Source organism: Streptomyces sp. A0642 (genome assembly GCF_004795105.1).
Lineage (GTDB): Bacteria > Actinomycetota > Actinomycetes > Streptomycetales > Streptomycetaceae > Streptomyces.
Map to the genome: position 1 here is coordinate 142,438 of NZ_SSBL01000009.1, position 13,259 is coordinate 155,696.

The 13,259-nt window shown below is 73.1% G+C and carries 10 protein-coding genes; 5 read left to right on the forward strand and 5 right to left on the reverse strand.

Annotated features, from left to right (window positions below):
- Positions 1-26: 26 nt before the first annotated feature.
- The 3 genes from E6R60_RS18400 to E6R60_RS18410 all read right to left on the reverse strand — a co-directional run bounded on the left by E6R60_RS18400 (position 27) and on the right by E6R60_RS18410 (position 5,176).
- Positions 27-2,549 (reverse strand): YfhO family protein, encoded by a 2,523-nt coding sequence (locus E6R60_RS18400; RefSeq protein WP_136327666.1) that lies wholly within the window; start codon positions 2,547-2,549, stop codon positions 27-29.
- Between the two features lie 261 nt (positions 2,550-2,810).
- The gene (locus E6R60_RS18405) at positions 2,811-4,199 is read right to left on the reverse strand and encodes a polysialyltransferase family glycosyltransferase (protein ID WP_136327667.1); all 1,389 of its coding nucleotides are present in this window, start codon (positions 4,197-4,199) and stop codon (positions 2,811-2,813) included.
- Positions 4,199-5,176 carry a glycosyltransferase family 2 protein gene (locus tag E6R60_RS18410; protein ID WP_136327668.1) on the reverse strand — a complete coding sequence of 326 codons (978 nt, stop codon included), beginning with the start codon at positions 5,174-5,176 and terminating at the stop codon, positions 4,199-4,201. Before E6R60_RS18410 ends, E6R60_RS18405 begins: the two co-directional genes overlap by 1 nt.
- A 209-nt stretch (positions 5,177-5,385) precedes the next feature.
- Between E6R60_RS18410 and E6R60_RS18415 the strand changes: the two genes are divergently transcribed.
- From E6R60_RS18415 to E6R60_RS18430, 4 genes are read left to right on the forward strand one after another with little or no spacing between them, the layout of a single operon-like run.
- Positions 5,386-6,735 (forward strand): DUF6716 putative glycosyltransferase, encoded by a 1,350-nt coding sequence (locus tag E6R60_RS18415; RefSeq protein WP_136327669.1) that lies wholly within the window; start codon positions 5,386-5,388, stop codon positions 6,733-6,735.
- Positions 6,736-6,794: 59 nt separating this feature from the next.
- The gene (locus tag E6R60_RS18420; RefSeq protein ID WP_136327670.1) at positions 6,795-8,018 is read left to right on the forward strand and encodes an acylneuraminate cytidylyltransferase; all 1,224 of its coding nucleotides are present in this window, start codon (positions 6,795-6,797) and stop codon (positions 8,016-8,018) included.
- A gap of 15 nt (positions 8,019-8,033) precedes the next feature.
- Positions 8,034-8,969, forward strand: a complete 936-nt coding sequence (locus E6R60_RS18425; RefSeq protein WP_136327671.1) for an N-acetylneuraminate synthase family protein — start codon at positions 8,034-8,036, stop codon at positions 8,967-8,969.
- A gap of 11 nt (positions 8,970-8,980) precedes the next feature.
- On the forward strand, positions 8,981-10,039 hold the full coding sequence (locus E6R60_RS18430; protein ID WP_136327672.1) for a hypothetical protein: 1,059 nt from the start codon (positions 8,981-8,983) through the stop codon (positions 10,037-10,039).
- Positions 10,040-10,077: 38 nt separating this feature from the next.
- On the opposite strand, the gene E6R60_RS18435 is transcribed toward E6R60_RS18430, so the two are convergent.
- Both E6R60_RS18435 and E6R60_RS18440 read right to left on the reverse strand, forming a co-directional pair.
- Positions 10,078-10,320 (reverse strand): type II toxin-antitoxin system prevent-host-death family antitoxin, encoded by a 243-nt coding sequence (locus tag E6R60_RS18435; protein ID WP_136327673.1) that lies wholly within the window; start codon positions 10,318-10,320, stop codon positions 10,078-10,080.
- Positions 10,321-10,452: 132 nt separating this feature from the next.
- Positions 10,453-11,796 carry a M48 family metallopeptidase gene (locus tag E6R60_RS18440; RefSeq protein WP_168713638.1) on the reverse strand — a complete coding sequence of 448 codons (1,344 nt, stop codon included), beginning with the start codon at positions 11,794-11,796 and terminating at the stop codon, positions 10,453-10,455.
- Between the two features lie 213 nt (positions 11,797-12,009).
- Between E6R60_RS18440 and E6R60_RS18445 the strand changes: the two genes are divergently transcribed.
- Positions 12,010-13,236: an amidohydrolase gene (locus E6R60_RS18445; protein WP_206309451.1), complete on the forward strand. Its 1,227-nt coding sequence runs from the start codon at positions 12,010-12,012 to the stop codon at positions 13,234-13,236.
- Positions 13,237-13,259: the final 23 nt, after the last annotated feature.

The window sequence follows — 13,259 nt, forward strand, 5'->3', positions numbered from 1 at the left end:
CACGCGCAGATGAAGTCTCGGTGTCGTCACGGCTGTGCGGGCGGCCGGGCCGCCCGCCGCTCCCTGGCCCGCGTCAGTGCCCGGGGGGCCAGGACGGTCGCCAGCAGCGCCGCCAGCGCTCCCGCCCCGGCGAGGGTCCCGGCCCGCAGCCCCGGGGGCCGGAACGTGCAGTCCACCTGTGTCCGGTCGCCGCTCACCGGCACGGCGACCAGGCCGAGGTAGGAGCCGGCGGGACGGCCGTCGCAGCTCCAGCCCGCGATCCGGGGCGCCGCGAGGACGGCCAAGCCCTTCGTGTGCGGCGGCAGTTCGGCGCGGACGCCGCTGCCGGTGACGGAGACGCGCGTCGCGCCGGTGTGCGTCAGCCCGGCCACCGCAGCCGCCAGGCGTCTCCGGTCCAGGCAGCCGACGGCCTCGTGCGGAACGGTGCCCGCCCGGGCCACCGACAGCGACACGGCGAGCCGGCCGCCGCCCGTGCCGAGCATGCGCATCCCGGCCCGCCTGCCCGGCAACTCGCCACGGAAGTCGGCCGGTTCCCCCGCAGCCCCCCACCGCGCCCGGCCGAACAGATCGGGGGCCCACAGATACACCTCACTGCCCACGGGGCAGCTCGCGCTCAGGGTGTACGTGCCCGGCCGCACCCGGTAGTCGTACGCGCCCTCGTCCGTGGCGTCGCCGCCGTGCGCGGCGCGCAGCGCCGTCGCGGGCACCGTGTACACGGACGCGCCCAGCAGCTTCTCCTGGTTGCGGAACGGCGAACGGCCCATCGGGGCGACGGAGTCGGCGGACGGCCGCACCGTCACCAGCGGCGGCACGTCCTGCCGGGAGACCGTGACCGGGCGGTCGTCCGGACGGTTCCAGCCCTGGTGCGGATCGCGCGGCACACGGACCCGGGCGCCGACGGAGAACACCGCGTCGGTCACCGGGTTGTCCAGGCTGTGGAGCGCGCGGCCGTTCGACGTCCAGCCCGCGCCCAGCGCGAGGAACGTGCGGGTCAGCACAGCGGGCGTGTGGCTGCTGTAGTACGCGCCGCCCTGCCCGCCGACCAGCAGCGGGTCGTTGGCGGTGGACTGCTCCAGACCGGGGTCCGTGCGGTAGCGCGGCCAGCCTTCGGCACCGGCGACCGCGGCGGCCTGAAGAGTCTGGCGCTCGCCCCAGGGGGCGTAGTCGTCGAGCCGGTTCAGCCGCTGCCGGTCGGCGTACGCGGTCGTCGCGGCGGCCTGACCGGCCTGCGCCCCGACCAGCAGCAGCGCCGCGAGCACGGCGAACCTGCCGTGGCGGGCCAGGAGCAGCGCACCGGTCACGGCCACCAGTCCCCCCGCGAACAGCGGATACGTCCATCCGGTGATCAGGGCGCTGGACGCGGCGCCGGCGGCGATGAGTGCCAGCACCGCGCCCCCGCCCAGCAGGGCCCGCCGCTCGGGCCAGGCGGTCGCGACCGAGGTCCAGGCGGCGATCACCACGAGCCCGGAGAGCACGAAGGTCTGCCGGTACGGGCTGCCGTTCGGCGTCGCGAAGGCGTGCCACAGCAGATGCGTCGGCCCCCACTGCAGGGAAAGGGCGACCGCGGCCACCAGCCCCGCCCACGCGAACCGTTCGGCGCGCGGCACGGCCCGGTGGAAGGCCAGCGCACACGCCAGCAGCAGGGCGCCGGTCCCGAGGAACAGAGCCGGACTGAAGAAGCTGTACGTGGCCGGCAGCAACCGTGCGGCGACGTCCGGCCAGGCCGCCGGAGCGAACGCCCGGTTCCAGCCCGGGTAGGCGTGCCGGGTGCCGAGGAACACCGGTATCAGGACGGGCGAGGCGAGACCGATGCCGATGAGCACGGTCCGTACCCCGCGTGCCAGGCCCCGGACCCGCTCCCGGGAGGTGCCGTCCTCCAGCAGCAGCCGCACCACCAGCACGAGGGCCGCCCCGAGCGTGGCCATGTACGCGGTGTAGAAGTTCGACACCCAGGCGAGCGTCACCAGGAGCGTGCCCAGCACCGGCCGCCGTCCCGTGCGCGCCCACTCCCCGGCCAGGCACAGCAGCGGGAAGGCGATCAGCCCGTCCAGCCACATCGGGTTGTACGCGGCCTCGACGACCGACCAGCCGCACAGGGCGTACGAGGCGCCGAGCACGGCCGCCAGCCACTCCCGGCCGCGGCCCCGGCGCAACGCGGTGAGCAGCCAGGTCATGGCCGCCGCCGCGGTCCCCGTCTTCACCAGGGTGACCGCGTACACGGCCAGGTCGATCCGGTCCCTCGGGAAGACCCCGACGATCAGGGCGAACGGGCTGCTGAGATACGTACCGAAGTCCGGCAGGAAGCTGCTGCCGAAGCCCGACTGCCAGTTCAGCAGCAGCCCGCCGTCCGCCCGCCCGTGCAGCAGGTCCCAGAGCCGGGCGTGGAACGGGACGAACTGGTTGCCCAGGTCGTTCACGCTGCGGGTGTGCGGGCCGAAGGGGTAACTGCGGGCCACCGCGTCCCCGGCGCAGACGGTGAGGGCGGTGAGCACGGCGGCCAGGGCGGCACCCCGGGCGCGCGGGGATCGCGAAATCGACGGAGTCCTCATGATGGGTCGAATATGTCATCGAACATCGTGAAATCCCGGGCGCGGAAGGCCGGTTCACGCAATGGACGGCCGGGCTTCACGCCCCCGTCCCCGCCCGGTCACGCACCGCGCGGGTGCGGGGACGGACCGGGGCCCCCGGTCCGTCCCCGCGAGCGGATCAGCGCCCCGACGGCTGGGGCAGGGCCCGGCCATCGAAGGCCGGTGCGGCAGGGGCCGCGGCGTGGAGACCGCCCGCTGGGCCCCGTGCACCGCCCTCGCGCCTCAGCCCGCCGCCGCCCGCTTCAGGGTCCGGGCCTTGCGGGCGAGGCGGCGGACCGTCGCGTTGCGCGGGATGAAGGCGAGCTGTGCGGGGAGGGCTCCGGGCAGTCCCAGTGCGGTCAGCCGGCGCCGTTTGAAGTAGCGCCGGGTGGTGTCGCGGGGGAGGCTCAGGTAGCGCTCGGCGTCGGGGCGCAGGGCGGCCTGGAGCTGCGGCTGCATGGCGTAGCCGACCGCGGCGAGGAGCCCGGTCGGCTCGCCCCGTACCTCTTCGGCGCTCGGCAGCGACCAGCCGGTGACGGCGGACGGGTCCTCCAGATCGGGCAGCAGGGCGTCGACGATCGTCAGGGGGACGCGATTGCTGTTCTGGTACGGGGCGAGCCGTTCCAGCAGCGGGCCGGTGCCGACGCGGGCGACCGGGAGTCCGTAGAACGAGGCGGCGGTCAGCAGCGCGGTGGAGAAGCAGCCGACGACCAGGGCGGGACGCATGGTCTCGAACAGCGTCTCGGCGAGGACCGGGCTGTCGAGCACGGTGAGCTCCGCGCCCGCCCGTTCCGCCTCCAGCTCCAGCGCGCGGGTCCAGTGGGCCGGGGCGCTGGGGTGCGGCTTGAAGACGATCCGGGTGTGGCCGAGCGCGACGGCCCCGCGCAGCATCCGCGCGTGCAGCTCCTCCTCCTGCTGGGCCGTCAGAATGCCCAGCGTGGACAGGTACTGGCCGAGCAGCAGAGCCGGTCCGGGCCCGCCGTGCGCCTCGGGGATCCCCGCCGCCGCGCCTGCCAGCTCGCCGAGCACCTTCAGGAAGGCGTCGGTCGGCACGATCTCCGAAGCGACGCCGAACTCGGTGAGCAGCAGCGGCCGCAGGCCCGGCACCAGGTCGAGGTGGAGCAGCCGGCGGATGCGGGTGCCGACCAGCTGGTCGAGCCTGCTGCGGGTCGGACCGTAGCTCATCAGCCCGTCGGCGTAGATGTGCACCGGACTGTCGCCGAAGATCACGGTGAGGGCCTGGGCGGGGTTGGCCTGGATCGACTCGCAGGCGATCTCGACCGGTCCGTCGCCGAGGTCCCAGGCCCCTCGCACCGCCCGCTCCCACAGGGACGCGTCCTGCTCCCTGGGCGACCAGCCCGCGGGGTGGAAGGGCCGGATGAAGTCGTTCCAGGAGTGCACCGCGTCGAACTCGGCTGCCAGCGCCTCGAATCCGGGCCGGCGGTGGAGCGGTGTGCCGAGCTCGGGGGAGGGAGAGGTGTCGCTCACGACGAGGACCCGCCGGTGTTCGTCGCGCGGACCGAACTGGCCCGCGCGCAGGGCGGCGACGAGCGTGGCGGCGGCGTACTGCGTGCACGCGGAGAAGATCTGGGTGGTGGACCGGCCGACCGGCGCGGTGTACGTGCCGGGCATCAGGCCGCGACCTCCCGGGAGACGGAGCGGCGGCGGACCCGTCGCAGCTGGTCCGCGCGGCGGTCGCCCAGCGAATTCAGCGTATCGGCGAGGACTTCCTGAGGCATGCGCCGCAGGGAAGCCGCGCTCATGGCGCGCAATTTCCGTGCCACTGCGGGTTCGAACCTTTCGATGGATTCCAAATGGTGCGCCATGACCGCGCAATAGGTGCGTACGGCCTTCGGCAGCAGCCGGTCCGCCTCGGGATCCCGGGACGTCTCTTCCAGGACCTGGTCGAAGGCCCGGATGAAGTCGAGTTGGCGCACATCACCGATCTGGGTGAGCGAGGACGCGATCCCCCGCCGGTAGAAGACCCCGGGCAGGCCGACGGCCGCGAACGATGCGGCCTCCCGGTGCAGGCGCCAGATCCAGGGCCTGTCCTCGGCGGTGCGCAGCCCGTCCCGGAACCGGAGGAGCCCGGAGTCCGCGAGCCGCCGGTGATAGGCGCCGGCCCAGGCGTACGCGTAGTCCACCGGCGTCGACCGGTCGGAGGGCAGGATCACGTCGCGCGGGCGCAGCACGGTGTTCCGCAGGCCGTGCGGGACCCGGTGCACGGTGCGCGCCCGGTCCGTGAACTGCACATGGTCCGTACGGACGAAGTCGCACCCCAGCCCCGTGATGGAGGCCAGCAGCCGCTCGTAGTGACCGGGAACGACCCAGTCGTCCCCGTCGAGGAAGGTGAGGTACTCGCCACGCGCCGCGTCGATACCCGTATTGCGCGCGGTGGCCAGGCCCCCGTTCTTCTCGTGCGCGACCAGGACGGCGCCCGGGATCTCGCGCTCGGCGCGCTGGAGGATCTCCAGGGTCCCGTCGGTCGAACAGTCGTCGACGAAGATGAATTCGAAATCATCACGGGCATTGGCCCGCAGACTTCGCAAGGTATCGGGGGCATAGGCCCGTACGTTGTAGAACGGCACGATGACGGAGAGCTTAACCACGCGCCACACGCTAGGCGGAGGTCCGTCATTTGCCCTGGCCCTGACAGGAACGCCAGGTGAACGACGAAAGTCGACCTGATGAACCAGCCCGAATCCCCTCCGGAAACAGAGCATTTGTCGGGCCGATTAGCCAAGCGTCGTCGGGCTGTTAACCCGCTGTTGCTGTCACGTTGGGCCGCGAATCGGAATGCCTTCCTAAGTTCTGGGACGTGCCCCCACGTACCGAAAAGACGACCGCCCTCCGGGTAGCCGTGCTCGCCGACTCCGACACCCGCTGGAAGTGGGGCGCGCTCACCGCGCGCCGGCTGACCACGGGCGACGGAAGCGCGCCCACGCCCCGCGCGGAGATCAGCGGACTGCTGCTGCGCGGCCGGGCGACCCCGACACCCCGCCAGCTCGCCGAGGTCGGCGACGTCGGCGTCGACACCGACCGGGTGCGCGAGGTGACGGCCCTCGAATTCCTCGACACCGTGCGCGACGAGGGATACGACCTCGTGGTCCTCGCCCTCGTCGGCGGCGCCGTCCAGGCGATGCTCCACGGCCTCGCCGCACTGCGGATGAGCGCCAGGCCCGTCGTCGTCACCGGCTACGTCGGCGTCGTCTACGAGAAGCTCGCCGACGGACTGCTGCTGCGGCACGGCGCCGACGTCGTCCTCGCCAACTCCCGCCACGACGCGGAGCGTTTCCGCGCGGTGTACGAGGGAGTGGGCGCCGACGCCTCGGCCGTCACGGAGGCCGCCCTGCCGTTCCTCGGAGGCGCCCCGCACCGCCCCGAACCGGGCCGCGACACCGTCGTGTTCGCCGCCCAGCCCTCCGTGCCCGTCTCCCGCGCCGACCGTACGTACCTGCTGCGCAGGCTCGTCGAGCACGCCAGGCTCCACCCGCGGCGCGAGGTCCTCCTCAAGCTGCGCTCCAAGCCCGGCGAGCACACCACCCACATCGAGGAACTCCCCTACCAGCGCCTGGCCGAGCGGCTGCCCGGCGGCCTCCCGCCCAACTTCCGCCTGGTGTACGGGCACATGGGCGAGGTCCTGGACCGCACCGACCTGCTGGTCACCGTCTCCTCGACCGCCGCCCTGGAGTCCCTGCACCGGCGGATCCCCACCGCCGTCCTCACCGACCTCGGGGTGCGCGAGACCCTCGGCAACCACCACTTCATCGGTTCCGGCCTGCTCACCTCCTGGGACCACCTCGACGGCGGCGCCCACCCGCACCCCGACCCCGAGTGGCTGGCCGGCCAGGGCGTCGCCGCCGACGGCACGTACGCCACCGCCTACGACGCCGCCCGCGCCCGGGTCACCGCCCTGCTCACGCGGGACCGGCTGCCGGACCTCGCCCCGTACTACACATCGGCCACCGCCCCCGGCTACCTCCCCGGCATCCTCGCCCGCCACCACCTGGCCCTCGACGGCCGCCCGCTCCCCGGAGCCGCCGCGCCCCGGGAGGCCGGCCGGGTCAGGGGAGCGGTGCGCGAGGCGGTCCGGGACGCGGCCCGGGGCGCGTACCGCCACGGCGTCCAGCGGGTCGCCCCGGTCATCCGACGGATGGGCGAGCTGTGAGGAACCAGACGGACGGGCGAGCTGTGCCCACCACCCCTACGACACCCACTGGAGCAGCGATGACGCCGCAGCCCACCGTGCTCGCCGTGATCCCCGCCCGCGGCGGATCCAAGGGCGTGCCCGCCAAGAACCTCGCCCAGGTCGGCGGCGTACCGCTGGTCGTCCGCGCGGTCCGCGCCTGCCTGGCGTCGAGCGAGGTGACCGACGTCGTCGTGACGACCGACGCACCCGCCGTCGCCGAAGCGGCCCGGGCCGCCGGCGAAGCGCTCGGCGAGACCGGCCGGCTGCACTGCGTGCAGCGCCCCGAAGCCATCGCGGGCGACACCGCGACCAGCGAGGCCGCGGTCCTGCACGCGATGGACCGCTACGAGGAGGAGCACGGCCGCCCCGTCGACGTCGTCCTGCTCGTCCAGTGCACCAGCCCCTTCCTCAGCCGTGAGGACGTCGACGGCGTCGCCGCCGCGGTCGCCAGGGAAGGCGCCGACACGGCCGTCACCGTCGCCCCCTTCCACGGCTTCCTGTGGCGCGACGGCAGCGCGGTCGAGGACCACAACTACGGCGTCAACCACGACAAGGCCGTCCGCCCCCGCCGCCAGGACCGCCCCGAGGACCTTCTGGAGACCGGCGCCGCCTACGCGATGGACGCGACGGGATTCCGCACCCACCGCCACCGCTTCTTCGGCCACACCGCGCTGGTGCGCACCGACCCCGCCCGCGTCCTGGAGATCGACGACCCGCACGACCTGGCCCGCGCCCGCGCCCTGGCCCCGCTCCTGGACCCGGCCCGGCTGCCCACCCGCGAGGACGTCGACGCGGTCGTCCTCGACTTCGACGGCACCCAGACCGACGACCGGGTCCTCATCGACGCCGACGGCCGCGAGACCGTCGCCGTCCACCGCGGCGACGGACTCGGCATCGCCGCGCTGCGCAAGGCGGGCGTCCCGCTCCTGATCCTCTCCACGGAACAGAACCCGGTCGTCGCCGCCCGCGCCCACAAGCTCCGCGTCCCCGTCCTGCACGGCATCGACCGCAAGGACCTCGCGCTCAAGCAGTGGTGCGACGAGCAGTCCGTCGCGCCCGAGCGCGTCCTGTACGTCGGCAACGACGTCAACGACCTCCCCTGCTTCGCACTCGCCGGCTGGCCCGTGGCCGTCGCGAGCGCGCACGACTCGGTACGCGCCGCGGCGCGCGCCGTGACCACCACCCCCGGCGGCTTCGGCGCCATCCGCGAGATCGCGGCCTGGCTCCTGGGCCCCACCCTCACCGACTCCACCACCAAGTAAGTAAGGAACACCCCCATGAGCACCTCCCGCCTGCGCACCCTCGGCACCCGCACCGCCGGTCCCGGCAACCCCGTCTACATCACCGGCGAGATCGGCATCAACCACAACGGCGACCTCGACAACGCGATCGCGCTGATCGACGCCGCCGCCGAAGCGGGCTGCGACGCCGTCAAGTTCCAGAAGCGCACCCCGGAGATCTGCACCCCGCGCGACCAGTGGGACATCGAGCGCGACACCCCCTGGGGCCGGATGACGTACATCGACTACCGCCACCGCGTCGAGTTCGGCGAGACCGAGTACCGGGCCATCTCCGAGCACTGCGCCGAGCGCGGCATCGACTGGTTCGCCTCCCCGTGGGACACCGAGGCCGTCGCCTTCCTGGAGAAGTTCGACGTCCCCGCCCACAAGGTCGCCTCCGCGTCCCTCACCGACGACGAGCTCCTGCGCTCCCTGCGCGCCACCGGCCGCACGGTGATCCTCTCCACCGGCATGTCGACCCCCCGCCAGATCCGGCACGCCGTCGAGGTCCTCGGCTCGGACAACATCCTGCTCTGCCACGCCACGTCGACGTACCCGGCCAAGGCCGAGGAGCTGAACCTCCGCGTCATCAACACGCTCCAGCAGGAGTATCCCAACGTCCCGATCGGCTACAGCGGCCACGAGACGGGACTCCAGACCACCCTGGCCGCCGTCGCGCTCGGCGCCGCGTTCGTCGAGCGCCACATCACCCTCGACCGCGCCATGTGGGGCTCCGACCAGGCCGCGTCCGTCGAGCCCCAGGGCCTGACCCGCCTGGTCCGCGACATCCGCACCATCGAGGCGTCCCTCGGCGACGGCGTCAAGAAGGTGTACGAGTCGGAGCTCGGCCCGATGAAGAAGCTCCGCCGGGTCCCGGGCGTCGTGGCAGAGAGCGGCGAGACGGCCCAGGCCGCCGAGCCGGTCGCGGTCTGACGGGCAGACCGGTGAACCTCGCCTTCGTCGAGAGCCCGGTCCAGCTCCTGAACGTCCTGGAGTGGGCCTACACCGAGGGAGGCGGCGGCCGTGTCGTCGCGGACGTCACCGTCGTCGTCCTCCCTCCGGTCGACCCGATGTCGCGCGGTCAGCTGCGCCGGATGGCGGAGCTGGCCCGCGACGAGGGCATCACCGTGCGCTGGCAGGAGGCGCGCGGCGACTCGGGCACCCCCCTGAAGTCGCTGCGCGCCCTGACCCGGCTCGTCCGCAACGCGGACCACATCGTCATCGGGGACCCGTTCTCCCGCTACGTACAGCTCCTGCTCTCCCTGGTCCGCCCCCGCCGGCTCACCGTGGTCGACGACGGCACCGCCACCATGGAGTTCGTCACCCTGATCACCCGGGGCGAGCGCCTGGTGCGCTGGCACCGCCGCGGCGGCTCCGGCCCCCGGGACCTGGCCCTGGCCCCGGTCTCCGCCACCGCCCGCCGCCGCTTCACCCCGTCGGCGGCGCGCGAGGTCGAACTCTTCACCGCGATGCCGGTGATCCCGCCGCCCGGCATCACCCTCATTCCCAACACCTTCTCCTGGACCCGCTCCCGCTTCGGCCCCCCGCGGCTCACCAAGGGCGCCGACCTGGTCGGCACCTCGCTGGTCGAGACGGGGGTGGTCGACCGCGGTCAGTACCTGGAAGCGGTCGCGGCCCTGGCCCGTACGCACGGCGCCACCCGCTACTTCGCCCACCGCCGCGAGTCCACCGAGAAGCTCCACGCCCTGGAGGCCGCCACCGGCCTGGAGATCGTCCGCCCCGACCTCCCCCTGGAACTCATCGCCCGCCGGGGCCCCATCGGCCGCACGGTCCTGAGCTTCCCCTCCACGGTGGTCCACACCCTCCCCCTGGCCCTGGCCGGTACCGAGGTGAAGGTCGCGGTCTGCGACATCGCCCCGGAATGGCTCCGCGAAACGGCGTCCCCGAGGGCCCAGGGCTTCCTCACGGGCGTCACGGAAACCGCCCGGGACGTCCAGCGGCTGGCGCCGTGGCGGGTGACGGCGGTGACCACGGAGGCGTGAGACGCGGGGGGAGGCGGCCGGTGTGCCCGGGCACGTCGTCAGCGCGTTCCGTACGCCTCGGCGGTGTCGCCCGGCAAGGCGTCGAAGGCGGCGTGGACGCGGATCTGTCCACGCAGTGAGCCACGTCCTGTCCGCATCCCCCGTGCCCGCAGCGCAATGATCTTCGCCACCGGTTCTCCGGACTCGCAGATCACCACCTCCGCACCGGCGGCCACCTGCTCCAGGATGACCGAGAAGTGGGCCTCGGCCTCGTGCACGTCGTATCGACGGGCGGTTTCCACGGCTGCCTCGCAGGGGTGGGTCGGAGGTGGACCGATCCATTGGACCAGGGCAGCGCCAGGAAGCCGGAACCCACCGAGACGGTCAACCGGCCATGGCACGAAGGCCCGTCCCAGAGGGCGGGGGAGCGGAAGTCAACGGCCGTTCAAGACGCGGCGCGCCGTCTTCGCCCGCACCCCCGAGAGTTCCGCCCGCAGGGCGGCACGGCGTGTGGCGTCGATGGTGACCGCCGCCGGCAGAGCGGCCGCGGCCAGCAGTCGGGCGCGGCGCAGGTGGGTCGGGGGGTGCGTGGAATCGACGCTGTGACCACGCAGCGCACCGCAGCGGCGCTGCCGTTCGTACTCGCTAGCCGGGATCGCGTCCATGTGGGCGGCCAGGCGTTCCCACAGCCCTTCGGCGGCCTCTCTGTCCTTCGTGGCACGGGTGTGCCGGGACCGGAGCGCATTGGACTCGCGCAGCATCGTGGTTTCCGCGGAACCGGAGACCAGTAGCCGGTCCATCAGGCCCGCGGCGGCTTCCGTGGAGCCGCATCGGGCGGCGAAGGAGTCGGCCAGGTACTCGCCGCGCTGGGTGGCGCGCAGGGTCAGGTGGTCGAGGACCATCAGGACACCCACGACGGCGGAGCGCGGAAGCAGATAGAGGGCGTTGAGCACGGATTCCATGAGGGTGGGCTGCCGGACCGGGCTCATCAGGTACCGCCAGGTGTCCAGGGACTGAAGCGCGTTCCCGATGACCAGGCCGTGGCGGGTGTCGCCGTTGGCGTAATGCCCGAGCTCATGCCCGAGCAGCGCGATCCGCTGCTCGGTGCTGAGGGCCTCCCAGAGTCCGAGCCCGATCGTCAGCAGCCGGCGGTGCCGGAAACCGTACGTGGACACGCTCGCGTTGAACTCGGCGGTGACCGAGACCGCGTGCACTCCGGTCGTCCCCACTGTCCCGCCGACCTCGTCGATCAGGGCGAACAGTTCGGGCGCGTCGGCCCGGCGCAACACCGGCTCGTCCTCCGGCAGGCGCGCGAACCGGGGGCGCAGGGTCCAGGTGATGAGGAGGAACAGGGCGCCGAGGAGGGGGAGGCCGCTGCCCCAGCCGAGCACCACCAGCAGCAAACCGCCGACGAACAGTGCGCCGGTGACGGCGTGGACGGCCAGTGCCAGGGCGAGGGCGAGGACGCCCGCCGTGTCGCGCCGGGGCCGCAGAGCATCGTCCGTCGTGACCTCGGCCAGCAGCCTCTCGCCGTGCTGCCGGGCGAGCCTGTGCCGCAGGACCTCCAGGCGGCCGGTCGGTTCCTCGGGCTGCCCCGGGTCCACATTCCAGTCACAGGCGGCACACCACGGCACGAACCCGTGGTTCGTCCGGATCTCCGCCCCGCACTCCGGGCATGACTGAATGCGCTGTTCCACCGTGCCGAGCACTGCCGAGGCCCCCTCGTCCCGCGGCTCCGGCCGGAGACCGCTCAGGTGTATGCGGACGCGTGTGCGCATCCGCGGACAATGACGCACAGTAGGCCGCGGCTCGGGCGGCCGTACAGGGGGTTCAACCGGGTTCCACCGTGTGAAACCGGCAGAGCTTACCCACCTCCATCTCACGTCACACGCCCCGGCACCGCCTTTTATTCCTCTATGCGGCTGAACTTTTGTTGATCTGTGGCCAGTTGACGGGGCAAGGGGCCTACCCTTCAACAGGTGAACCAGTTGATGTCCCGTGAGTCCGATGCCAACCTGCCGGAGGGCCCGGCCCTGCCCGGCACGCTGCCCGAAGTGCTGCGCGCCGAGCTCATCGCCTTCCGCCGTGATCTGCACATGCACCCCGAGCTCGGCCATCAGGAGACCCGCACCACCGCGGCCATCAAGGCCCGGCTGGAGCAGGCCGGTCTCGAGCCGCGGGTGCTCGCCTCCGGGACGGGGCTCATGTGTGACGTCGGGACGCGGGGCGAGGGGACGCGGCCCATGCTGGCGCTGCGGGCCGACATCGACGCGCTGCCGATCCCGGACACCAAGGCGGGCGTCCCGTACCGCTCCACCGTGCCCGACCGGGCGCACGCCTGCGGGCACGACGTGCACACCGCCGCCGTCCTCGGCGCCGGCCTCGTGCTCGCCGAGCTCGACCGGCAGGGGCTGCTGCCCAACCCGGTGCGGCTGATCTTCCAGCCGGCCGAGGAGGTGCTGCCCGGCGGCGCGTCCGACGCGATCGAGTCCGGGGTGCTGGAGGGTGTCGGCCGGATCATCGGCGTGCACTGCGACCCGAAGGTCGACGTGGGCCGGATCGGGCTGCGCGTCGGGGCGATCACCTCCGCCTGCGACCGCCTGGAACTGTCCCTGGACGGCCCCGGCGGCCACACCGCCCGCCCGCACCTGACGACCGACCTGGTCACCGCCGCCGCGAAGGTCGCCACCGAGGTGCCCGCGCTGCTGGCCCGCCGGGTCGACGCGCGGGCCGGGCTCGCGCTGACCTGGGGGCGCCTGGAGACCGGGCACGCCTGCAACGTCATCCCGCAACACGCCGAACTGTCGGGCACGGTTCGCTGCCTGGATCTGGCCGCCTGGCACGCGGCGCCGGACCTGGTGCACGCCGCGGTCGACGAGGTGGCCGGAATGTACGGTGCCAAGACCGTGATCGACTACGTCCGCGGCGTTCCCCCCGTGGTGAACGACGCGGCGGCGATCGATCTGCTGGCCGGCGCGATGACCGCCCGTCGCGGTTCGTATGCGATCGAGGACACCGAACAGAGCCTGGGAGGCGAGGATTTCTCCTGGTATCTGGAGCACGTGCCGGGTGCGATGGCGCGCCTCGGAGTGCGTACGCCCGGCGACACGCGCGGGCTCGACCTGCACCGGGGCAATTTCGACGCGGACGAGGAGGCGATCACCGTGGGGGTGGAGCTGTTCACCGCTTCCGCGCTGCTGCACGGCAACCATCCGTAACCGGACAGGTCACCCCAGGTTCG